The organism is Dermacoccus abyssi (assembly GCF_003515945.1).
GTDB classification, from domain to species: Bacteria; Actinomycetota; Actinomycetes; order Actinomycetales; family Dermatophilaceae; genus Dermacoccus; species Dermacoccus abyssi.
This window is the reverse complement of the sequence record NZ_QWLM01000026.1, coordinates 1-21,022: the sequence shown is the minus strand read 5'-3', so window position 1 is coordinate 21,022 and position 21,022 is coordinate 1. Positions and strand designations below refer to the sequence as shown.

General features: G+C 68.4%; 23 protein-coding genes. 13 read left to right on the top strand and 10 right to left on the bottom strand.

The annotated features are described in order from the left end of the window. The 3 genes from D1832_RS15455 to D1832_RS14500 all read right to left on the bottom strand — a co-directional run. The coding region (locus D1832_RS15455; RefSeq protein ID WP_206609416.1) for a DUF6801 domain-containing protein at window positions 1–518 on the bottom strand (518 nt) is incomplete at its 3' end. A gap of 415 nt (window positions 519–933) precedes the next feature. After that, window positions 934–2,100 (bottom strand): NADH-quinone oxidoreductase subunit D, encoded by a 1,167-nt coding sequence (locus D1832_RS14505; RefSeq protein WP_118915078.1) that lies wholly within the window; start codon window positions 2,098–2,100, stop codon window positions 934–936. A gap of 254 nt (window positions 2,101–2,354) precedes the next feature. Beyond that, window positions 2,355–3,476, bottom strand: a complete 1,122-nt coding sequence (locus tag D1832_RS14500) for an EamA family transporter (protein ID WP_118915076.1) — start codon at window positions 3,474–3,476, stop codon at window positions 2,355–2,357. An 81-nt stretch (window positions 3,477–3,557) separates the two neighbouring features. Here D1832_RS14500 and D1832_RS14495 point away from each other — a divergent pair, with 81 nt between their 5' ends. Further along, window positions 3,558–4,103: a CGNR zinc finger domain-containing protein gene (locus tag D1832_RS14495; RefSeq protein WP_118915074.1), complete on the top strand. Its 546-nt coding sequence runs from the start codon at window positions 3,558–3,560 to the stop codon at window positions 4,101–4,103. A gap of 13 nt (window positions 4,104–4,116) precedes the next feature. Here D1832_RS14495 and D1832_RS14490 read toward each other — a convergent pair whose 3' ends face one another. Next, window positions 4,117–5,151: an SAM-dependent methyltransferase gene (locus tag D1832_RS14490; protein WP_241511032.1), complete on the bottom strand. Its 1,035-nt coding sequence runs from the start codon at window positions 5,149–5,151 to the stop codon at window positions 4,117–4,119. Between the two features lie 78 nt (window positions 5,152–5,229). Here D1832_RS14490 and D1832_RS14485 point away from each other — a divergent pair, with 78 nt between their 5' ends. From D1832_RS14485 to D1832_RS14465, 5 genes are all read left to right on the top strand, one after another. After that, entirely contained in the window at window positions 5,230–5,793 is a 564-nt protein-coding gene (locus D1832_RS14485; protein WP_338067330.1) for a P-loop NTPase family protein, read from the top strand. 88 nt (window positions 5,794–5,881) lie between these two features. Further along, on the top strand, window positions 5,882–6,820 hold the full coding sequence (locus D1832_RS14480; RefSeq protein WP_118915072.1) for a Rossmann-like and DUF2520 domain-containing protein: 939 nt from the start codon (window positions 5,882–5,884) through the stop codon (window positions 6,818–6,820). Next, window positions 6,817–7,671 (top strand): pantoate--beta-alanine ligase, encoded by an 855-nt coding sequence (gene panC / locus D1832_RS14475; RefSeq protein WP_047312460.1) that lies wholly within the window; start codon window positions 6,817–6,819, stop codon window positions 7,669–7,671. Before D1832_RS14480 ends, panC begins: the two co-directional genes overlap by 4 nt. Window positions 7,672–7,754: 83 nt before the next feature. Beyond that, window positions 7,755–8,018 (top strand): hypothetical protein, encoded by a 264-nt coding sequence (locus D1832_RS14470; protein WP_047312459.1) that lies wholly within the window; start codon window positions 7,755–7,757, stop codon window positions 8,016–8,018. Between the two features lie 96 nt (window positions 8,019–8,114). Further along, window positions 8,115–8,435 (top strand): histone-like nucleoid-structuring protein Lsr2, encoded by a 321-nt coding sequence (locus D1832_RS14465; RefSeq protein WP_118915079.1) that lies wholly within the window; start codon window positions 8,115–8,117, stop codon window positions 8,433–8,435. A 65-nt stretch (window positions 8,436–8,500) separates the two neighbouring features. Here the strand turns inward: D1832_RS14465 and ligD (D1832_RS14460) are convergent, their stop codons facing one another. After that, the gene (gene ligD, locus D1832_RS14460; RefSeq protein ID WP_047312619.1) at window positions 8,501–9,382 is read right to left on the bottom strand and encodes a non-homologous end-joining DNA ligase; all 882 of its coding nucleotides are present in this window, start codon (window positions 9,380–9,382) and stop codon (window positions 8,501–8,503) included. Continuing rightward, on the bottom strand, window positions 9,375–10,322 hold the full coding sequence (ligD, locus tag D1832_RS14455) for a non-homologous end-joining DNA ligase (RefSeq protein ID WP_118915071.1): 948 nt from the start codon (window positions 10,320–10,322) through the stop codon (window positions 9,375–9,377). Before ligD (D1832_RS14455) ends, ligD (D1832_RS14460) begins: the two co-directional genes overlap by 8 nt. A gap of 56 nt (window positions 10,323–10,378) precedes the next feature. Here ligD (D1832_RS14455) and ku point away from each other — a divergent pair, with 56 nt between their 5' ends. Next, window positions 10,379–11,170 (top strand): non-homologous end joining protein Ku, encoded by a 792-nt coding sequence (gene ku, locus D1832_RS14450; protein WP_118915069.1) that lies wholly within the window; start codon window positions 10,379–10,381, stop codon window positions 11,168–11,170. A gap of 27 nt (window positions 11,171–11,197) precedes the next feature. Here ku and D1832_RS14445 read toward each other — a convergent pair whose 3' ends face one another. Beyond that, window positions 11,198–12,370 (bottom strand): hypothetical protein, encoded by a 1,173-nt coding sequence (locus tag D1832_RS14445; RefSeq protein WP_147362735.1) that lies wholly within the window; start codon window positions 12,368–12,370, stop codon window positions 11,198–11,200. A gap of 242 nt (window positions 12,371–12,612) precedes the next feature. On the opposite strand from D1832_RS14445, the gene D1832_RS14440 reads away from it, so the two are divergent. Further along, window positions 12,613–15,234, top strand: coding sequence for an ATP-dependent Clp protease ATP-binding subunit (locus D1832_RS14440; RefSeq protein ID WP_047312456.1), 2,622 nt, complete (start codon window positions 12,613–12,615; stop codon window positions 15,232–15,234). An 85-nt stretch (window positions 15,235–15,319) separates the two neighbouring features. Here D1832_RS14440 and D1832_RS14435 read toward each other — a convergent pair whose 3' ends face one another. After that, the gene (locus D1832_RS14435) at window positions 15,320–16,225 is read right to left on the bottom strand and encodes a ketopantoate reductase family protein (RefSeq protein WP_118915066.1); all 906 of its coding nucleotides are present in this window, start codon (window positions 16,223–16,225) and stop codon (window positions 15,320–15,322) included. Between the two features lie 90 nt (window positions 16,226–16,315). Between D1832_RS14435 and D1832_RS14430 the strand changes: the two genes are divergently transcribed. Continuing rightward, window positions 16,316–16,816 (top strand): amino-acid N-acetyltransferase, encoded by a 501-nt coding sequence (locus D1832_RS14430; protein WP_118915065.1) that lies wholly within the window; start codon window positions 16,316–16,318, stop codon window positions 16,814–16,816. Window positions 16,817–16,879: 63 nt separating this feature from the next. Here the strand turns inward: D1832_RS14430 and D1832_RS14425 are convergent, their stop codons facing one another. After that, window positions 16,880–17,248: a hypothetical protein gene (locus D1832_RS14425; protein ID WP_118915063.1), complete on the bottom strand. Its 369-nt coding sequence runs from the start codon at window positions 17,246–17,248 to the stop codon at window positions 16,880–16,882. An 89-nt stretch (window positions 17,249–17,337) separates the two neighbouring features. On the opposite strand from D1832_RS14425, the gene D1832_RS14420 reads away from it, so the two are divergent. The 4 genes from D1832_RS14420 to D1832_RS14410 are packed head-to-tail and all read left to right on the top strand — an operon-like array spanning window position 17,338 to window position 19,937. Next, window positions 17,338–17,877 carry a hypothetical protein gene (locus tag D1832_RS14420; RefSeq protein WP_118915061.1) on the top strand — a complete coding sequence of 180 codons (540 nt, stop codon included), beginning with the start codon at window positions 17,338–17,340 and terminating at the stop codon, window positions 17,875–17,877. 58 nt (window positions 17,878–17,935) lie between these two features. Beyond that, window positions 17,936–18,826 (top strand): GntP family permease, encoded by an 891-nt coding sequence (locus D1832_RS16055; RefSeq protein ID WP_274541979.1) that lies wholly within the window; start codon window positions 17,936–17,938, stop codon window positions 18,824–18,826. Beyond that, on the top strand, window positions 18,763–19,377 hold the full coding sequence (locus tag D1832_RS16050; RefSeq protein WP_274541978.1) for a GntT/GntP/DsdX family permease: 615 nt from the start codon (window positions 18,763–18,765) through the stop codon (window positions 19,375–19,377). Before D1832_RS16055 ends, D1832_RS16050 begins: the two co-directional genes overlap by 64 nt. 23 nt (window positions 19,378–19,400) lie before the next feature. Further along, window positions 19,401–19,937: a gluconokinase gene (locus tag D1832_RS14410; protein ID WP_118915059.1), complete on the top strand. Its 537-nt coding sequence runs from the start codon at window positions 19,401–19,403 to the stop codon at window positions 19,935–19,937. A gap of 47 nt (window positions 19,938–19,984) precedes the next feature. On the opposite strand, the gene D1832_RS14405 is transcribed toward D1832_RS14410, so the two are convergent. Then, window positions 19,985–20,935 carry an IS30 family transposase gene (locus tag D1832_RS14405; RefSeq protein WP_118915058.1) on the bottom strand — a complete coding sequence of 317 codons (951 nt, stop codon included), beginning with the start codon at window positions 20,933–20,935 and terminating at the stop codon, window positions 19,985–19,987. Window positions 20,936–21,022: the final 87 nt, after the last annotated feature.

The window sequence follows — 21,022 nt, the reverse complement described above, 5'->3', positions numbered from 1 at the left end:
CATGGAACCGGCCCAAGGAGGTGCACCTGGGCCTGGCCGACCCCACCACCCCGACATTCAAAACCAAGGAAATCCTGCCAACTACTTGACGCGGGACAGCCCGACGCCGGAACCGGCGTGTTCGTGACCGTGAGCTTCGCGGTGCCGTCGGTGTCGCCGACCGAGTAGTTGGCCTCCGAGGTGCCCTCGACCGTCTTGATGTTGAGCGAACGCATCTTGGCTGTTGCGTCGTCACCCGTCGTCACGTTGGCCGTGATCGAAGGTGCCGGAACCGTGGCGCCGGGCTCGACGCTCGCGGGCAGGTCGGTCGTCATCGACACGGTCCACGGCTGCTGGAACGTGATGCCGAGGTCGGTGACGGAGCAGGAGTAGTTGACGGTCTTCGTTGCCGCGGACGCACCCTGCGAACTGGCGAGCGCGAAGGCGCCGCCGGCGAGGGCGAGGCTCAGTGCACCGGCACCGGCGAGGCCACGACGGGCGGCAACAGGCGCTGCGTGACGGGGGGAGGGCTTGCTCATGGGAGGACTCCTCAGGCGTTTATCAGGGACGTATAGCCCGGTGAAGGGTTGCGGGCCTACCGTTGAGAGTAGAGCGTTGTGACCCGCTTCACAGTCAAAACGGGCAATGAGGTTACGCCGACGTAAGCGACGAGGGTTCGGCCGATACGCCTCGATCCAGAGGATGCACCCTGCCGTGGGCAGAATCCTCCGCAGGCTCTGGGTCCTACCAGTCGCAAGGGCAGTTCCTACTTGTCGATGTCCCTTGCTCCAAGGAGAAACACCCCGCGGCTGGCAGAACCCTCCGCAAGCTCCGGGCCCTACCAACCGCAAGGGCTGTTCCTACTTGTCGATGTCCCTTGCTCCAAGGAGAAACACCTCGCGGCTGGCAGAACCCTCCGCAAGCTCCGGGCCCTACCAACCGCAAGGGCTGTTCCTACTTGTCGATATCCCCAACCACAAAGAACATCGACCCCAAAATCGCCACCATGTCCGCGAGGAGCTCGCCCTCCATCACCTCGCCCAAGCAACTCATGTTGTTGAACGAGGCCGACCGCAGCTTCAGACGCCATGGCGTCTTCTCGCCGCGCGACACGAGGTAGTACCCGTTGAAACCGAGCGGGTTCTCCGTCGCCGCGTAGCCCGAACCCTCGGGCACCTTGAGCACCTTCGGCAGCTTCACGTTCACCGGGCCCTGTGGCAGCGACCGCAGCTTCTCGATGCACGCATCCGCGAGGTCGAGCGAGACGTGCGTCTGGTCGAGCAGCACCTCGAGTCGCGCCAAGGAATCGCCCTCCGGGCGCGTGATGACGCGGCCCGGGCCGCCCGGGGAGAACAACTCGCCGTAGGCGAGGTAGGGGTCGTCGCGGCGCAGGTCGACGTCGACACCCGCGGCGCGCGCGATCGGCCCCGAGATGCCGTACTGCTCCACCATCGCCGGCGTGATGACGCCGACGCCCTTCGTCCGGGCGTTGAGGATCGGGTTGCCGACGATGAAGCTCTCGATCTCCGGCATGCGACGGCGCACCGTCGCGACGGCCTCGGCGGCACGGTCGAGCCAACCTGCGGGGATGTCGTCGCGCAGCCCGCCGATGCGGTTGAACATGTAGTGCAGGCGGCCGCCGGCGATCTCCTCCATGACGGCCTGCAGTTCCTCGCGCTCGCGGAACACGTAGAACATCGGCGTGATAGCGCCGAGCTCCAACGGGTACGAGCCGAGGAACATGAGGTGGTTGAGCACCCGGTTCAGTTCGGAGAGCAACGTGCGCGTCCACGTCGCGCGCTCGGGCACCTCCATGCCGAGTGCCCGCTCGACCGCGAGGCACACGCCGATCTCGCTGCTGAACGCCGAAAGCCAGTCGTGACGGTTCGCCAGCACGAGGATCTGCCGGTAGTCGCGCACCTCGAACAGCTTCTCCGCACCGCGGTGCATGTACCCGACGATCGGTTCGCACTTCGTGATGCGCTCGCCGTCGAGGGTGATGCGCAGGCGCAGGACGCCGTGCGTGGCCGGGTGCTGCGGGCCGATGTTGAGCACCATGTCCGACGTCGCGAGACCCCCGGCTCCCATGCCGACCGTCAGTTCGCGCGCGCTCGTAGACATGCGGTCAAGTCTGCCAAAGCGGGACGGCAGTCGTCGGGCGCGCCACGCGCCGGACGGCGGGCGATCGCCGAGGCGGGCGGTGCGTCGGCGGCGCAGGGGAACCAGGTGCGCTGACGCCGCCCTCGCACGGGGAGTCCCACACCCCGGGCGTTGAGGTGCGCGCGGGGCGTCCTGTCCCTTGTGTCCTCATGTCTCGCCCCGTAGCGACGAAGGTGCGCACCGTGCTCGTCGCACGGTGCGCACCTTCGAGCCGATCAGGAGCGGGCGGCCTCGCGCAGAGCGGTGGCGCCGCCGGCGTGCTCGTCATCGACGACGGGCGCCTGGGCTTCGACGAGCCAGCGCGTCACCTCTTCGTCGTGCTCGGCGGCGACGACCGGTCCGAAGGCCTCGGCGTGACGCGACTCGTCGACGCGCACGAGCACCACGCCGCCGACGATGAACAGTCCGCCGACGGCCTGCACGAGCGTCGGCACCTCGCCGACGATCATCCACGCGAACGCGACGGCGAACAGCACCTCGAGCAGCGAGATGAACGACGCGACCGTGGAACCGAGCACGCGCGCGGCGTAGATGCCGGTCGCGTAGGCGAGCGCCGCCGCGATGACGGCGAGGCCGAGCACCGGAACCCAGAACGGCACATGGCTGCCGGCGAAGGCGACGTCCTGCGTGCTCACCGCGGTAGGCAGTGCCTGCACGGCGCATATTGCGAGCAGGATGAGGGCGCCGACGACCATGCCGCCACCGGCGAGCGCGATCGAGGGGAGGCTCGACTGGTCGTCACTGGCGATGATGAAGTACACGACGAGGCACAGCGCCGCGCCGAAGGCCCACGCGACGCCGACGAGGTCGACCGTGAGGCCGCTGAACACGTCGAGAACGAAGAGCAATCCGACGATCGCGGCGAGCATTCCTGCCACGGTGAGGCGACGCGGGGTGCGGCCGTAGCGGGCCCACGCCCAACCGACGAGCAGCACCGGCGCGAGGTACTCGATGAGCAGCGCCACGCCGACGCTGACGTGGGTCACGGCGTTGAAGTAGAAGAGCTGGCAGCCCGCGACGCCGAAGATGCCGTAGAGGACGATCGGCTTCCAGTTCTCCGCCACCGTGTGCCAACGACCGCGCAGGGCGAGCGCCGTCGGAACGGCGAGCACGAACGCTGCGATGGTGATGCGGGCGGCGACTGCCGTCACCGGCGTCCAGCCGGAACCGAGCAGCGCCTTGGCGAAGGAACCCGACGTTCCGAACGCCGCACACGAGACAATGGCGACGATGAGTCCCATGGTCGTATGTGACATCGCACCTTCGCGTCGGCCGAACCGCTTGCGGGTCGGAACGGGAACGGGGTGGATGTCGTGCGCGACCTGGGTGGGAGCCATGGGAACACCTCCAACTCTCGTGTAAGTGGTAAAAAGTACGTTGAGTGGTTACATTAAGTCGTCACGAGGTCAGGAGTCAAAATGGCGTTTGGTCATGACACGGAGGATTCGCTGCTCTCCGCGGCGGCCCTCGTCAACACGTTGACTCCGGAGGACTCGCTCGAAAACATCGGGGATCTCGACGAATTCGTGCGCAGCTGGGCCTACACGGGTGCTCACACGCACACCCGAGCGGAGCTCGACGAGGTGCGTGCGCTGCGTCCCCGCTTCCTCGAAGCGTGGTCGATGTCACGTGACGACCTCGTCACGTTCGTCAACGACGTGCTCCTCCAGAACGAGGCCCTGCCGCAGCTCGTGCGCCACGACGGGTGGGATTATCACCTCCACGCGACGCCGTCCGACGCGCCGCTCGCGAGCCGCATCGCGGTGGAATCGGTCATGGCGTTCATCGACGTCATCCGCGCCGACGAACTCGAACGACTCAAGATGTGCGCCGGCGACTGCGGGGGAGTGCTCGTCGATCTGTCGAAGAACCGCTCACGCCGATACTGCGATCGCGGCTGCGGCAACAGGGCCAACGTCGCGGCCTACCGTGCGCGCAAGGCTGCGGCGGCCGAAACAGACTGAAGCCTGCCGAAGGTCAGCGGATCTCGCGCACCCACCAGAAGAACGCGCCCAAACCGTCGGGGCTGACGGCGGCCGCCAGCGCCGAACGTACCGCTAGCCGTTGCAGGTAGGCCGGGGGGGCGGTGTGCGCCAGGTCGAGCAACACCGGCTCGAGGGGCTCCTCGCCGAACAGATCGAGCATGACGGCGCGCTGCGTCGTCACGTGATCGGCGTCGAGGGAATCGACGGCCACGTGGGCCGTGACGTCGCACGAACCGTCCGGGATCGGAGTGCACTCGGCGCCTTCGCGGAACCCGGTGAGTGTGCCGAGCGGTGGCCGCGTCGCGCTCGTGTGGCCGTAGTCCACACCGACGAGAACGCTGCCCGGCGTGGCGTGGCGTGACACGTTCTCGATCAGGTTCGACCACGCGCGGTCACGGGTGAGGCCGACCTCGACGCGCTCGCCGGGGAGGTGGGTCTCGGCAGCGTCGGGGCCGGGAGACGACGTGGCGTCCGAAGTATCGTGCTGCGGCCGCCACCAGCGTCGGACCCAGTCGAGCTCGGGCTCGGTGAGCGGCTCGCCGACTGACTCGGTGCCGTCGTGTGCGACGAGAACGCTGCGCAGGACGCCGTCGTCGTCCGCTTCGGCGACCGTGCACGGCACGACGTCGAGCCACTCGTGAGCGACGACGAGCGCGCGGCGTCCGTCGAGGAAATCGAAGTCGGGAGCGGCGGCCGCACCCGGTGACTGCACCCACGCGATGCGGTCGCTCATGGCGTCCGGCCGAGCGACGACATCGACGCCGACGAGCTCGAGCGACGGGTCAGCGAACCGTGCGAGAGCCTCGAGGAGTTCACCGCGCCCGCATGCGAAGTCCACGACGACCTCGGCGTCGCAGCGCTCGGCGTAGGCGAGCACCGCCTGAGCCAGCACATCGGCGACGCCGGGAATGCCCTGCGCCGAGGTGGCGAAGTGGCCCGCCGGCCCCTCGTCGCGTCGATAGAAACCGGCTTCGCCGTAGAGCGCATCGTGCCAGGCGTCGAACCAAGGCCGGGGGTGGGTGCTCACGCTCCCATTGTCGCGATGTTTCCTCAAGAACGCGGCACCCGTGCCGCGGCGCCCGCTCATCATCGGGAGAATGGGCGGGTGCCGATCATCGATGTCGACGAGTTTGTGAGCCGCACATCGCGCGAACCGGCCCGCTGCGTTCTCGTCGCGGGCACCTCCGGCTCCGGGAAGACAACCCTCGCCGCCCGCATCGGCGACGCGCTCGGCATCGAACACGTCGAGATCGACGCTCTCTTCCACGGCCCGAACTGGACCCCGCGCGCCACCTTCCTCGACGACGTCGAGCGCTTCAGCGCAGGCGCGGCCTGGGTCACCGAATGGCAGTACAGCCAGGTACGCCCGCTCCTCGCGCAGCGCGCCGACCTCGTCGTCTGGCTCGACCTGCCGCGCCACGTCGTCATGCGACAGGTCGTCGCGCGCACGGTGCGACGGCGTCGGCACCGCGAGGAGCTGTGGAACGGCAACGTCGAAGCCCCCCTGCATGAGGTTTTCACCGACCCCGAGCACATCGTCCGGTGGGCCTGGGCGACGTACGACCGCAACCGCAGCCTCGTCCAGGAGATGGCGAGAGCGCGCCCCGGCCTCCCGATCGTCAGGGTGCAGAACCGCACGGACGCCGCCCGCCTCGTCGACGCGTTGTGATGTTGCCTGCGTAACGAGGCGCCGGTGCCGCGGCGCCCGGTCAACATCGGGGATGCGGATCGCAGGTAGCGTGGGGCGAGTGAGTGAAATGGGGCCGCCGAGCCTTCGCGTCGGCGTCATCGGTGCCGGACGCGTCGGTGCCGTCCTCGCTGCCGCTTTGCGCAAGGCCGGGCACGAGGTCGTCGCGGCGTCCGGCGTCAGCGACGCGAGCCGTGAGCGCGCCGAGGCGCTGCTGCCCGCGGTGCCGCTCCTCCAGCCACAGGAGGTCGCCCAGCGTGCCGACCTGCTCCTGCTCTCCGTCCCCGACGACGAACTGGCGCCGCTCGTCGCGGGACTCGACTTCCCGGGCGCTCTCGGCGCCCGCATCGTCGTTCACACGAGCGGTGCGCAGGGCCTGGCCGTGCTCTCCCCGGTCGTCGAGGCGGGCGGCGTGCCCCTCGCCATCCACCCGGCGATGACGTTCAGCGGCACCGACGCCGACCTGCCGCGCCTCTCCGGATGCCCCTTCGCCGTCACGGCGATGCCCGACCACCGCATGGTCGCGGACGCCCTCGTCCTCGACATCGGCGGGGAGCCGTTCACCCTGGACGAGGCCGACCGCACGCAGTACCACGCAGCGCTCGCACACGGCTCGAACCACCTCGTCACCCTCGTCGCGCAGGCCGCCGAACTGTTGCGCCGCATCGACGTCGACGACCCCGGACGCCTCCTGCGGCCGCTACTCGAAGCCGCCCTCGACAACGCCCTCGAGCGTGGCGACAAGGCCCTCACCGGCCCCGTCGGCCGTGGCGATGCGGGCACGCTGACGCGTCACCTCGCGATGCTCGACGCCCTCGCAGCCGACGGTGTCGCCGGCGACATCCCGCCCACCTACCGCGCCCTCGCGCTCGCCACGGCCCGCCGTGCGGGATCGCGCGGGGCGCTCACCCCGATCCAGATCGACGCCGTCCTCGGCGTCCTCGACCCGCCCGGTGTCGCGGGCCCCTCCGACACCACCGAACCGCCAGCACCTGGAGAACCCCGATGAGCGCACCCGTCGTCGCCCACACCCGAGCCGAGTTCGCCGACGCCCGAGCGAAGCTCGACGGCAGCGTCGCCGTCGTCATGACGATGGGCGCCCTCCACGAGGGCCACGCCACCCTCATCCGTGAAGCACGCGCCGCCAACGACAACGTCATCGTGACGATCTTCCTCAACCCGCTGCAGTTCGCCGCTGGTGAGGACCTGTCTCGTTACCCGCGCACGCTCACGAGCGACCTCGAGATCTGCGAGCGAGAGGGCGCTGACCTCGTGTTCGCCCCCAGCCCCGACGTCGTCTACCCCGACGGCGAGCCCGGCGTCCGCATCTCCGCCGGCCCGCTCGGCACCGTTCTTGAGGGCGCATCGCGCCCCGGTCACTTCGACGGCATGCTCACCGTCGTCAACAAGTTGCTCAACATCGTCGGCCCGACCCGCGCCTACTACGGGCAGAAGGACGCGCAGCAGCTCCTGCTCATCAAGCGCATGGCGCGCGACCTCGACATGCCCGTCGAGATCGTCGGCGTCCCGACGGTGCGCGAGCACGACGGCCTCGCCCTCTCCAGCCGCAACGTCTACCTCAGTGAGCACGACCGCGAGGTGGCCCTGTGCCTGTCCAAAGCACTCAAGGCCGGGGAAGCTGCACGCAACTCCGGCCCGGCCGCCGTTCGGCGTGCGGCCCGTGAGGTGCTCGTGCGTGAGCCGCTCGCGCTCGTCGACTATCTCGTGCTCGTCGACCCGGTGACGCTCGAACAGGTGCCCGAGTACTTCCGCGGAGAGGCACTGCTCGCCGTGGCCGCGAAGGTGGGGACGACGCGCCTCATCGACAACATCCCGCTGGTCATCGGCGGCGATCGCTGACGTGGGCGCCCGCCTCGGAGCGGGCATCCGTAGAATGAAGGCTCCGAGCGCCGCGCTCGGATTCGACGAAAGGACGTGAAGTCGTGGACACCCTGTGGCCGGCCATTCAGACGCTCGTGCCGTCCATCGGCATCCTCGGTCTCTTCTACGTCATCATGCGCCACATCATGGAGGGCGACCGCCGCGAGCGCATCGCCCAGCAGCAGTGGGAACGTGATCACGACCTTGCCAAGGGCACCGTCGCGCCGAAGGAAGCAGACGCAGTTCTGCAGAATGCGCACCTTCCCAAGTCGGCACCTGGAACGATGGATAGCCGAATTGATCGCTCGGTCGATCGTGATAATTAGATTTTCGTTTTTCTTGACCCTCTCGTTAGGCTTACCTTGTTGAAGTGACCGAGCGCAGTGCTCGGCGCAATGAAATGGCCTGAAGGGGTGCACAACATGGCGCAGCGTGTACACGTGACGCTTGAGGACGACATCGACGGTTCAGAGGCCGCGGAGACCATTCAATTCGGTCTCGACGGCATCAGCTACGAGATCGACCTCTCTGACGCGAACGCCGCGCAGTTGCGCGACTCGCTCTCGAAGTGGGTCGGGCACGCGCGTCGTGTCGGTGGCCGCAAGCAGCAGGCTCGCACGACGTCAGCTCGTAACGATCTGAACGAGATTCGCGAGTGGGGTCGTGCGAACGGTTACAAGGTCAGCGACCGTGGTCGCGTTTCGGCCGACGTTCTCAAGGCGTTCGACGCCGCCAAGGGCTGAACTGAACTCGGTGAACAAACCAAAGGGCTCGTCATTTCATCCAATGACGGACCTTTTGGTTTGTTTTATCCTCTTTTCAGGATGTTCATCGGATCTTCCGAGTGCATTCTGTGATCGAGCACCTCGTCGAGATCGATCTGTTCCAGAGTTCCGGGGCTGTCCGCCGCGTTGCTGATCTCGTCCCACGTGCGCGGCAGCGCAACGAAGGGCCGGTTCCTTCCGCGCAGTGACCACGGCGTGATGGTCGTCTTCGCCGCCACGTTCTGCGACCAATCGATGAATACCTTTCCCGGGCGTAGGGATTTGGTCATCTTGGCCGTCACGAGATCAGGTTCGAGCTCGGTGAGTTTCTCCGCGACGACGCGGGCGAACTCGCGGGCCTCGTCGCTCGAGCGTTTCCCGTCGAGGGCCGCGTAGACCTGCATCCCCTTGCTGCCCGAGGTGACGGGTACGCAGGCCCACCCGAGGGAATCGAGCAGGTCCTTCATGACGAGGGCCACGCGCGCGCACTCGTCGAGGCCCGCGGGTGCGCCGGGGTCGAGGTCGAGCACGAGGCGATCGGGAGCCCGGCGCTCGCCGTTCTCCCAGCGCCACTGCGGCGTGTGGAACTCGAGCGACGCGAGATTGGCGAAGTAGGTGAGCGCCGCCGTCGAGTCGACGAAGGGGTAGCGCACGCCGTCGATGTCGTGCGCCGTCAGCCACGTGGGTGCGCCGCCGGGCACGTTCTTCTCGAAGAAGTTGAGGTCGCCCACGCCGTGGGGGAAGCGGACGCGCGTCACGGGGCGCCCGGCCATCTGCGGCAACAGGCGCGGTGCGACAGCCGCGTAGTAGTGGAGCACCTCGCCCTTCGTCGTCTCGGTGGCGGGGTAGAGGAGCTTGTCAAGATTCGTCAGCTTCAGGCGCCGCCCGTCGACCTCGGCGACGGTGACCGTCGGTTCGTCAGCCACGCGCACCTCCGATGTCGAGGCGCAGACCCTTGTAGGACGGCTGACGCAGGCGCCCGCCGGCGCTGCGGCCGAGGTGGGTGACGTCGACCGTGATCTCCGGGCGCACCCAGTGCGTGCCCTCGAGGTCCTCGGGCGGCAGGTCGTCGGCGGTGAAGGGGCACTGTGGCATCGGCGTGAGCCACTCGAGCAACGCCCGACCGCTGGAGGCGGAGAAGCCGGTCCCCACGCGCCCGCGATAGCGCAGGCCGTCGTCGGTCACCTCGCCGACGAGGATCGCACCCACCTGCGCGAGCGAACCCGCGACCGGCCGCCAGCCTCCGACGACGAAGGAGTCGGCCTGGCGGTGGACGCTCTTGAGCCACTCCTCGCTGCGCACGCCGGGTCGGTACGGAGCGTCGACGCGCTTGCTCACGATGCCTTCCACGCCCTGTTCGAGCGTCGCGGCGAAAAGGGCCGCGCCGTCCTCGTACGCCTCCGGTACCTCGACGGCGACCCCGTCAGCCACCCCTGCCCCCTCGAGCAGAGCGCGCCGGGCGCTCCACGGCATCGTGACGACGCCGTGGCCGGCGGCGCGCAGGACGTCGAAGGCCATGAATCGCACGGGGGTTCGGGCCATGCGGCGGGCGTCCTCGGGCGAGGTTGCCGACATTCGCGAGCGGCCTCCCCCGGGAGCGAGCCGGTGCATCACCGTGCGGAAGTCGGGTGCCCCGTCGACGAGGGCGACGATCTCGCCGTCGAGCACGATGTCGTCGAAGTCGGCGAGGTGCGAGCCGGTGATCTCGGGGAAGCGAGCCGTGGCGTCGGCGCCGGACCGGGTGGCGATGCTCACCTCGCCGCCGCTCACCGTGACGATGGCGCGGATGCCGTCCCACTTCACCTCGTGGCGCCACGACGGCCCCGTCGGCGGCGCTGCTGCGGGTGAGGCGAGCATGGGGCGCATAGGCTCATGCTAGACGCGGTGTGCGGGCCACACGCAGCCCGCGAGGAAAGGACGCCATGCGAGCCATCTGGAAGGGCGCGGTCAGCTTCGGCCTCGTCAACGTGCCGGTGCGGTTGTACTCCGCCACCGAGAACCACGACGTTCAGTTCCGTCAGGTCCACGCCGAGGACGGCGGGCGCATCAAGTACCAGCGGGTGTGCAGTCTCGACGGCGAGAAGGTGGCCTACAGCGACATCGCGAAGGGCTACGAGACCGACGAGGGTCAGATGGTCGTGCTCACCGACGCCGACCTCGCCGAGCTGCCCCTGTCGACGAGCAAGGAGATCGCAGTCGACCGCTTCGTGCCGGCCGAGCAGATCAGCCCGCTCGTGCTCGACAAGGTCTACTACCTCGAACCCGACAAGGCCGCGATCAAGCCGTACGCCCTTCTGCGCAGCGCGCTCGGGGAGAGCGGTCGCGTCGCCGTCGTGACGGTGGCCATCCGCACGCGCGTGACCGTGGCGGTGTTGCGCGTTCACGAGGACACCCTCGTGCTGCAGACGCTGCTGTGGCCCGACGAGGTGCGCGAGCCCGACTTCGCGGTGCTCGCCGAGAAGAGCGAGGTCACCGACGCCGAGCAGGCGATGGCCGCGATGCTGGTCGAATCGCTCTCGGGTGACTTCGACCCGAGCGCCTACGAGGACGAGTACGAGCAGGCCGTCAAGCAGCTCGTCGAGGCCAAGCTCGCCGGGGGAGAGGTCCACGAGCCCGAGGCCGAGAAGGAGGAGAGCGCCGAGGTCGTCGATCTTCTCGCGGCTCTGCAGGCCAGCGTCGACCGGGCGAAGAAGGCGCGCGGCGAAGCGGTCTGACGCTGCGGCTCGCCGGTCGCGACTCCCCTACTCGACCGGGCGCAACACCCCGTCGGCGAGCATCTGGACGAGGGTCTCCTGCACGAGGGCCGTGGCGTCCGGGTGGTCGCCGAGCTCCGCGACGCACTGCGCCGTGAGCTGCTCGAGGTCGCGCGGCTCGGCGCTCGCGTCCCACACGAGTGTCGCGAGCCCCGACATCCGCACCGGCGTCGCGCCGAGCAGAACGATGGCCTCCATGACCTCGTCGTCGACGAGGGCGTCGACGAAACGTGCGCGCTCGACCTCGAGGCCCTCCGCCACTCGATCGGGGTCGACGGGAAACTGCTCCGGCGGAAGGTAGGGCGAGGTGTCACCCCACGCGCCGGGCACGTGCCGCCAGAACGGCTCCAGCGGTTCGAGCGCGAGGGCCCTCCGCAGGAGGTGCTCGGTCTCGGCGATTTCGCGGTAGTGCATCTCGTGGATGCCCCCACCCCCCTGGGCGAGCCGCGCGAGGACGTCGAGCGAACCGGGAATCTCCGGCATGGCCGACGACTGAGGGAGAACCTGAGCGAGGCCGTCGAAGAGATGAATGTGCTCCAGGCGGGCGACGTCGCCCGATGCCTCCTCGCCACGCTCGCGGACGAGAACGACGAGCGGTCCGAGCGTCAGCGGCCCGGCCGGAGGGAACGCGAGCCCCACCTCGCCAGGGTCGTGCTGTGTCTTCTCGTACGGCTCGCTGGGGTCGATGACGACCGACAGCGGCTTCGGGTAGGGCATGACCGTGCGGGCCTCGCCGATGATGAGCGACTCGTCGCTGACGTAGCCGTAGCCGCGGGAGCAGAAGTGGCGGGTGGCCGTCGTCTTACCCGTACCTGATGCGGCGACGAGCCCTGCGACTCGGCCGGTCTCCGGCTCCGCGACGCCGCCGGCGTGCAGCATGACGAACTGGGCTGCGCGGCGTCCGATTGCCTCGCGGGTGATGCTCGTCGTGAGGTTGTAGTCGGCGATGTGGTCGTCCGATTCGCCGTCGGCGCCGCGCGTGACGGTGAGGGGCTCGTCGTTGAGCTCGGGCGCGCCCGGCAGCGGCGCGATGTCGCGCTGGGCAGGCGAATCGGGCAGACACCACGCCCACTGCGAACGGATCGACTCCGCTCGCTCCGCGGGCACGTCGACATCGACGTCGAGGCCGAAGACACGGAGGCGGAGCGTGACGGTTTGCACGTCGGCCAGCGTAGCGACGAGGCGAGCCGCGACCCGGTTGGTTTCACGCATCAAACCCACGCAGGACATCGGGCTCGGTTCCGCCCACGGCGAACGCGTGCCACTTCCGGCGTCGATGCGGAACAGGATGACGGATCGAGGCGTTGGCAACGTCGAAGCCCGGCGAGCCTCGAACGCGCGAAACGTGCGATCTCGGCGCTCCCGGCTAGCATCGAGTGAGATCTCGGCATCGAGGAGATGACATGTTCGAACGGTTTACCGACCGTGCCCGCCGTGTGGTGGTGCTCGCGCAGGAGGAAGCGCGCATGCTCAACCACAACTACATCGGCACGGAGCACATCCTCCTGGGCCTCATCCACGAAGGCGAAGGCGTTGCCGCCAAGGCGCTCGAGTCGCTCGGCATCTCCTTGGACGCCGTGCGTGAACAGGTTCAGGAGATCATCGGCCAGGGGCAGCAGACGCAGTCCGGCCACATTCCCTTCACGCCCCGCGCGAAGAAGGTTCTCGAGCTCTCCCTGCGTGAGGGGCTGCAGCTCGGCCACAGCTACATCGGCACCGAGCACATCCTGCTCGGCCTCATCCGCGAGGGTGAGGGCGTTGCCGCGCAGGTCCTCGTCAAGCTCGGCGCAGACCTGTCGACGGTGCGCACCACCGTCATCCAGCTCCTTTCGGGCTACCAGGGCAAGGGTGAGCCGGCCGGTGCCGGCGTCGGCGCGTCGTCGTCCGGCCCCGCCGAGGGCACGCCCGCGGGTTCGACGGTGCTCGACCAGTTCGGTCGCAACCTGACGCAGGCCGCCCGCGAGGGCAAGCTCGACCCGGTCATCGGGCGCGAGAAGGAAATCGAGCGCGTCATGCAGGTGCTGTCGCGTCGTACGAAGAACAACCCGGTGCTCATCGGTGAGCCCGGTGTCGGTAAGACGGCCGTCGTCGAGGGCCTGTCCGCCGCGATCGTCGCGGGCGACGTGCCCGAGACGCTCAAGGACAAGCACGTCTACTCGCTCGACCTCGGCTCGCTCGTCGCCGGTTCCCGCTACCGCGGTGACTTCGAGGAGCGCCTCAAGAAGGTGCTCAAGGAGATCCGCACGCGCGGCGACATCATCCTGTTCATCGACGAGATCCACTCGCTCGTCGGTGCAGGTGCCGCCGAGGGTGCGATCGACGCCGCGTCCATCCTCAAGCCGATGCTCGCCCGCGGTGAGCTGCAGACGGTCGGTGCGACGACGCTCGACGAGTACCGCAAGCACATCGAGAAGGACGCGGCGCTCGAGCGTCGTTTCCAGCCGATCCAGGTCAACGAGCCGTCGATCCCGCACGCGATCGAGATCCTCAAGGGTCTGCGTGACCGCTACGAGGCGCACCACCGCGTGACGATCACCGACTCCGCGCTCGTCGGCGCCGTCAACATGGCCGACCGCTACATCACCGACCGGTACCTGCCGGACAAGGCGATCGACCTCATCGACGAGGCCGGCGCTCGCCTGCGCATCCGTCGCATGACGGCTCCGCCGGAGCTGCGCGAGTTCGACGAGAAGATCGCGCACGTGCGTCGCGAGAAGGAATCGGCCATCGACGGCCAGGACTTCGAGAAGGCCGCCTCCCTGCGCGACGACGAGCGCAAGCTCGTCGAGGAGAAGGAAGCCAAGGAGAAGGCCTGGAAGGCCGGCGACCAGGACGTCGCGGCCGTGCTCGACGAGGAGCTCGTCGCCGAGGTTCTCGCCGCGTCCACCGGCATCCCGGTGTTCAAGCTGACCGAGGAGGAGTCCTCGCGACTGCTGCGCATGGAGGACGAGCTGCACAAGCGCGTCATCGGCAACGACGACGCCATCAAGGCGCTGTCGCAGGCCATCCGTCGTACGCGTGCGGGGCTCAAGGACCCGCGTCGTCCCGGTGGTTCGTTCATCTTCGCCGGCCCGACCGGTGTGGGTAAGACCGAGCTCGCCAAGTCGCTCGCCGAGTTCCTCTTCGGTGACGAGGACGCGCTCATCACGCTCGACATGTCCGAGTACGCGGAGAAGCACACCGTCTCGCGTCTGTTCGGTTCGCCCCCCGGCTACGTCGGGTACGAAGAGGGCGGCCAGCTGACGGAGAAGGTGCGTCGCAAGCCGTTCTCGGTCGTCCTGTTCGACGAGGTGGAGAAGGCTCACGCCGACATCTTCAACTCGCTGCTGCAGATCCTGGAGGACGGTCGCCTGACCGACAGCCAGGGCCGTGTCGTGGACTTCAAGAACACCGTCATCATCATGACGACGAACCTGGGTACCCGCGACATCGCGAAGGGCGTCACGCTCGGCTTCGCAGCCGGCAACGACCAGCGCAGCAACTACGACCGGATGAAGGCGAAGGTCTCGGAGGAGCTCAAGCAGCACTTCCGCCCCGAGTTCCTCAACCGCGTGGACGACACGATCGTGTTCCCGCAGCTGTCGCAGGAGGAGATCGTGCAGATCGTCGACCTCATGGTCGCGAAGCTGGACGAGCGCCTCAAGGACCAGGACATGGCGATCGAGCTCACGCAGACCGCCAAGAACCTGCTCGCCAAGCGCGGCTACGACCCGGCTCTCGGTGCTCGTCCGCTGCGTCGCACGATCCAGCGCGAGATCGAGGACCAGCTGTCGGAGAAGATCCTCTTCGGCGAGCTGTCCAAGGGCGACCTCGTGCTCGTCGACGCCGACGGTGAGGGCAAGGACGCGAAGTTCACGTTCTCCGGCACGCCGAAGGCGCTCTCGGAGCACACGCGAGCATCCGACCAGGTCGACACCGACATGAAGGGCGCCGTTCCTTCGTCAGACGACCTGTCCGGTCCGATGGACTTCGGCGGCCCGGTCGGTGGCAACACCGGCGGCGGCGAGGGCACGGCCACGGCCTGACGCTCTCGCTGAGCTGACAACGAAGCGGCGGCCCGCTTCCCTTCGGGGAGGCGGGCCGCCGCTTCGTCGTGTGCTGGGGGCGCTCTCAGCTGGACTGTTGTGGCTGCAGGCGCGTCATGACGTCACGGATGACGGGGGTGTCGATGCCGTGACGCTCCCCGGCGCGCAGGAGGGCGCCGCCGATGGCGTCGATCTCCGTCGGACGGCCGGCTTCGGCGTCACGCAGCATCGAGGACTTCGCGGCGTCTCCGAGCGCGTCCGCCAGCTGTCGGGCTCGTTCGTCGAAGCGGGCGCCGCACTCGGCGGAGCTCACGAGGGCGGCTTCGTCGATCATGGCGTCGAGCTCGTCGGCGTGCTCGGTGCGCACGACGCCGATGGGCGCGCGGTTCACCGTCGTCGAGAGGGCGAACGGGCCGAGGAAGGAGAGCTTGGCCCAGAGCATCTGCGCCTCGTCGTCGAGGACGCGAACGCCGAGTCCGATCGCGTTCAGCGTGGCGGCGGCTTCGTCGAGGCGGGCCCGGTCGGTGGTCGCGCTCGCGAGGTCGATGTCGGCGAACGAACTGGCGTGCTCCACGATGCCCGGCCGCGGGCGCGTGGCCTCCACGCGGATGACCCCGCCCGTCACCTGCTCGGGGGAGTAGCGCTCGCGCAGGAGCGTCATGTGGTCGACGCCGTTGAGTAGCGGGACGATGAGCGCGCCACCGATGGCGTCGGGGTCGAGGCGTTCGAGCGCCGCCTCGAGGCTCGTGGCCTTGACGGTGACGAAGACGAGGCCGGCGGGCTCACGCAGCGCCGTGTCAGCTTCGACCGGCGCGGTGAAGTCGCCGAACTGTGCACTGCTGACGGTGATGCCGTCGCGGCGCAGAACGTCCACCGTCGACTCGGACGCGAGGCACGTGACGCGGTGCCCGGCGCGCGAGGCGAGGGCCGCGATGAGGCCACCGACACCGCCGGGGCCGAGGACGACGATGTGCTGGGGTGAGTTCTCCACGGGGTGCCTGGCGCTTTCCGACTCGGGGGCGTGAGTCTCTCGATCCAATCACGGCGAACCCCGCGTTCGGCGGCGTCGTAGGCTGAAGGAATGACCTCCCCGCAGTTGCGCAACGCCCGCACGCCCGATGTGCGGGGCATTCGGACGCTCGTGGGGCCGTACGTCGAGTCGAAGGCCATCGTCGACAAGCCCGTCGTGTCGTACTTCGAGTCGCTGTCGGAGTTCGTCGTCGTCGAGCTGGACGGCGAGATCGTCGGCTGCGGCGCCCTGCACGTCATCTGGGAGAACGTGGCGGAGGTTCGCACGCTCGCGGTGTCGCCGACGGTCAAGGGCCGTGGCATCGGCTCGATGATTCTCGACGAGCTCGTGCGCCGCGCCCGCGCCGTCGGCGTGAGCCGCGTGTTCTGCCTGACGTTCGAGACGGCCTTCTTCGGTCGCCACGGTTTCGTCGAGATCGAGGGCGCGCCCGTCACGCGCGAGGTGTACGCGGAGTTGCTGCAGTCATACGACGAGGGTGTCGCCGAGTTCCTCGACCTCGATCGGGTGAAGCCGAACACGCTCGGCAACACGAGGATGCTGCTGCAGCTCTGAGGGGTGTGTCCTTGTCCTCTGGCGTCGACGCCGGCCCAGCGCTGTGCGCCGGGCCGGGCCGGGTCAGTGGCCGGTGACGCGGAGGGCGTCGACGATCTGCCGAGCCCGCTCCATGGTGTCCACGACGACGCCGTAACGGCGAGCGTCGCTCGTCACGATGTCGACGCGAGCCTGCCCGCCGGTGTTGAGGCGCACGCCGCCGGATGAGTTCTCCCGGCCGACGACGAACCAGTTGAGGGCGCCGTGGTTGCGACCGTCGTCGGGGTGGGCCTCGGCGGATGCGATGTCCCGCAGCGGAATCGAGCGACGGTAGAACGGAGCGCGCAGCGTGACGTGCGTGCGGTCGGCGTCGACCTCGACGACGACCTTCTGGCCCATCGACGCGACTCGGTTCCCGAGGGCCGTGATGCGAAGCGCAGCAGGCTCGTTCATGTCGACAACGGTACGAGAACGGGTGGGGAAGCAGGTCAGTACAGCCCACTGTGCGGGCGAACCGATCAGGCGTGGAGGACACTGGAGCCGTGAAGGTGACGATCGCGGGTGACGACGGCACGCGTCGGCAGGTGTACCGCGTGCGATGCCGTTGGTTGCCGTTGGAGCCGGGCACACCGCGCGTCGCCGAACTGCTTCTGGGTTTCTTCGGCAAGAGCGCCACCAGGAGTCTCGGTGGGCTCTCCGGTGATGCAGGGGCGGTCGTCCTGGTTGTTCTCCTCGTGCCTCTAGTCGTGGCGGCAAGTCTCGTCATGGGCGAGCTGGCACTGCTGCTCCTGACTCTTCCGCTTCTTGCCCTGAGGCGCGTCCTTCTGCGCCGGCCGTGGCCGGTCTACGTCGCGCGCAACGGCGGAGTGATTCACGTCGAGCGGGCGTCGACGTTCACGGCGGCCCGCAAGCGCCGGAACGAGATCGCTGCAGGCATCGCGAGCGGTACGTGGCAGGCGTTCGCGCCGCAGCCGCGTCACTCACGGGGAGCCGAGGGGGCGAGCGGGCCGGTGAAAGATCGTGACTCAACCGGAGCCGATCCGGGGGCTTGGCCGCCGTGGGGGAGTCCTACGGTGAGGTGACGTCGGCCCGCGTGCGACCGGTACGTCGTTTCACCCACCTCCGTTCGAAGGACACCTCATGGTCCACTTCCTGGCAGCCGACGCTGCCGAGCCGCTCTCGAGCGCGTCGTCCGGGCAACTCGCGCTCGCGGCGCTCGCGGGCATCGCCGTCGTCGTCCTCGGCATCACCGCCGCCAAGCTGCACCCGTTCCTCGCGCTCATCCTCGGAAGCGCGGCGCTTGCGCTCGTGGCGTGGGTGCCCGGCGAGGCCGCAGTGAAGAGCTTCACCACCGGGTTCGGCACGACTGTCGGCTCGGTCGGTCTGCTCGTCGCGCTCGGCGCCATGGTCGGCCAGCTGCTCGCGGACTCCGGCGGCGGCAACGCCATCGTCGACAAGCTCGTCTTCGGCGTGAAAGCAGCCGCGCTGCCGTGGATGATGGCGCTCGTCGCGGCCATCATCGGTCTGCCGATGTTCTTCGAGATCGGTGTCGTCCTCCTCATCCCGGTGGTTCTCTCAGTCGCGCGCCGCGCCAAGCAGCCCGTGCTGCTCGTCGGCATCCCGGCGCTCGCAGGCCTCTCGGTGCTCCGCGCACTCGTGCCGCCGCACCCCGGCCCGGTGGCTGCCATCGAAGCGGTCAAGGCCGACACCGGCCGCACCCTGATGTTCGGCGTGCTCCTCGCCATCCCGACGCTCATCATCGCGGGCCCGCTGCTCGCGCGTCTCATTGCCCGACTCGTGCCGGTGGACGCTCCCGCCGAACTCGCTGCCGACGCAGGTTCGACCGGTGCGGCCGTCGGGGACTCCGACCTGGCCGAGGAGTCGGCGGACGGCAAGGCCGCCTCGCCCGCCACGAAGCGCCCTTCGTTCGGCGCGGCCATCGGCTGCATCCTGCTGGCTGTCTGCTCATGCTGCTCGCATCGATCACGGAGATCTTCCTGCCCGACTCGGGCACGTTCCTCACCGTCGTGAAGTTCTTCGGCACGCCGTCGGTGGCACTCATGCTGGCCGTGCTCGTCGCCCTGTTCGCGCTCGGTAAGGGCAGCGGGATGTCGCTCGCGACCGTCAACGGCGTCATGAGCAACGGCCTGCCCGCCGTCGCCGGCATCATCCTCATCGTCGCTGCCGGTGGTGGTTTCAAGACGCTGCTCGTCGACGCCGGTGTCGGCAACGTCATCAAGGAATGGGCCGAGGGCAAGAACCTTTCGCCCCTGCTCATGGCGTGGCTCGTCGCCGTCGGTATCCGTCTCGCGACGGGTTCGGCGACGGTCGCGACCATCACTGCGGCCGGCATCGTCGCGCCGATGCTCACCGGCCTCGACGCCAACCAGCTCGCCCTCGTCGTGCTGGCCATCGGGTGCGGCTCGGTGTTCTTCAGCCACGTCAACGATGCGGGCTTCTGGCTCGTCAAGGAGTACTTCGGGCTCACGGTCGTACAGACGCTCAAGTCGTGGTCGCTCATGGAGACCGTCATCTCCGTCGCGGGCTTCGCGTTCTGCGCCATGGCCTGGATGCTCGTGTGAGCGCCGGGTCTAGGGTGAGCCGTATGACTTCTCCCAGTGCACCGCAGTTCGTCATCGTCATGGGCATCTCCGGCTCCGGCAAGACCACCGTGGCCGAGGGTCTCGCGGAGCACCTGGGGTGGACGTACGTCGAAGGCGACGACCTGCACCCCGCGGCGAACGTCGAGAAGATGCGCAACGGCATCCCGCTCACGGACGAGGACCGCTGGCCGTGGCTGCGCAAGATCGGTGAGTGGATCGACGAGCACGAGGGCGAGGGCAAGAGCGCCGTCATCACGTGCAGTGCGCTCAAGCGCACCTACCGCGACCTGCTGCGCGAGGGGCGCCCGGGCGTGACGTTCTGCCACGTCGACGTGTCGCGTGAGGAACTCGAGCGCCGCCTCGCCGAGCGCAAGGGTCACTACATGCCGGCGTCGCTCCTGCAGTCACAGCTCGACACGCTCGAGGAGCTGAGCGAGGACGAGCCCGGCGTCATCGTCGAGTCCACGGGCGGCCAGGAGCCCGTGCTCCGCGAGGTGCTCAAGGCGCTGAACCTCGACGCCGAGGGCTCCGCCACCTGACCAACGCTCAGGTTGGCTGAGTTCGTTGCGGTTGGTGACGGGCGGTTTCAAGTGGTGGGTGCAACGGTTAGTAGTTCGTTGAGGAGTATGCCGGGTTTGGCCCAGTTCAGGGTCTTGCGGGGCCTGATGTTGAGCAGGTGAGCCGTGCGGGCGATGTCGTCGTCCGGGATGTCACGAAAGTCGGTTCCCTTGGGGTAGAAATCACGAATCAGCCCGTTGGTGTTCTCGTTGCTTCCTCGCTGCCACGGACTGTGGGGATCGCAGAAGTACACGCCGCAATCGGTAGCGATGCTGAAGCGGGCGTGATGACGCATCTCCGATCCGCGATCCCAGGTCAACGATTTACGCAAAGACATGGGAAGAGCACCGATCATGGTCACGAGCGCGTCACTGACCGTGGTGCTGTCGTGCTGGCCGGGTAAGCGGTGAATCATCACGAACCGGGTCTGGCGCTCAACGAGCGTGATGAGAGCTGATCTTCCGCCCCGGCCGATCACGAGGTCGCCTTCCCAATGGCCAGGCACGGCGCGGTCTTGGACCTCGTGAGGGCGAGTACTGATGTGAGCGTCCCCGATCCAGGAGCGGGCACCGCGCCGAGTGGGCAGTTTCGATTGCGGCCGACGTGTGCGACGCCCGCTGCGCAGAGCCTTTTTCACGCTCAGTTCGTGGCGCAACGCGCCTTTTCCCCGGACATACAGGGCCTGGTAGATCGTTTCGTGACTCACCTGCTTATCGTCCCTGCCCACGAACGCGGTCCGTAGTTCGTGACTGACCTGCTCGGGGGAGAACTTCTCATTCAGCCGCGCGATCACGAACGCGCGCACCACGGGATCGTCCAGCTTGCGAGAGCGCGGACGAGCCCGCCGGCGCGTGCTCAGATGGTGCGCAGCGTGCGGGTTGTAGGAGCCCGCGTGGGAGTTCCTCGCCAGTTCGCGCCCAACGGTGCTGCGATGCACACCTAGCTCACGCGCGATCGCAGCATTCGAGGGGCGTGTCAACTTGTCTGTGTAAGCGGGGTGGTCACAGGTAGGGGTTGATCCGGTCGGGGTAGGCCGCGGCGAGCTGGGCGAGGGCCTGCTTCCAGT

Excerpts from the sequence above, each read along its gene's own strand:
- D1832_RS14505 (WP_118915078.1), bottom strand. The coding sequence starts at position 2,100 with ATGTCTACGAGCGCGCGCGAACTGACGGTCGGCATGGGAGCCGGGGGT.
- D1832_RS14500 (WP_118915076.1), bottom strand. The coding sequence starts at position 3,476 with ATGGCTCCCACCCAGGTCGCGCACGACATCCACCCCGTTCCCGTTCCG.
- D1832_RS14495 (WP_118915074.1), top strand. The coding sequence starts at position 3,558 with ATGGCGTTTGGTCATGACACGGAGGATTCGCTGCTCTCCGCGGCGGCC.
- D1832_RS14480 (WP_118915072.1), top strand. The coding sequence starts at position 5,882 with ATGGGGCCGCCGAGCCTTCGCGTCGGCGTCATCGGTGCCGGACGCGTC.
- panC (WP_047312460.1), top strand. The coding sequence starts at position 6,817 with ATGAGCGCACCCGTCGTCGCCCACACCCGAGCCGAGTTCGCCGACGCC.
- D1832_RS14465 (WP_118915079.1), top strand. The coding sequence starts at position 8,115 with ATGGCGCAGCGTGTACACGTGACGCTTGAGGACGACATCGACGGTTCA.
- ligD (WP_118915071.1), bottom strand. The coding sequence starts at position 10,322 with ATGCGCCCCATGCTCGCCTCACCCGCAGCAGCGCCGCCGACGGGGCCG.
- ku (WP_118915069.1), top strand. The coding sequence starts at position 10,379 with ATGCGAGCCATCTGGAAGGGCGCGGTCAGCTTCGGCCTCGTCAACGTG.
- D1832_RS14440 (WP_047312456.1), top strand. The coding sequence starts at position 12,613 with ATGTTCGAACGGTTTACCGACCGTGCCCGCCGTGTGGTGGTGCTCGCG.
- D1832_RS14430 (WP_118915065.1), top strand. The coding sequence starts at position 16,316 with ATGACCTCCCCGCAGTTGCGCAACGCCCGCACGCCCGATGTGCGGGGC.
- D1832_RS14425 (WP_118915063.1), bottom strand. The coding sequence starts at position 17,248 with ATGAACGAGCCTGCTGCGCTTCGCATCACGGCCCTCGGGAACCGAGTC.
- D1832_RS16055 (WP_274541979.1), top strand. The coding sequence starts at position 17,936 with ATGGTCCACTTCCTGGCAGCCGACGCTGCCGAGCCGCTCTCGAGCGCG.
- D1832_RS16050 (WP_274541978.1), top strand. The coding sequence starts at position 18,763 with ATGCTGCTCGCATCGATCACGGAGATCTTCCTGCCCGACTCGGGCACG.
- D1832_RS14410 (WP_118915059.1), top strand. The coding sequence starts at position 19,401 with ATGACTTCTCCCAGTGCACCGCAGTTCGTCATCGTCATGGGCATCTCC.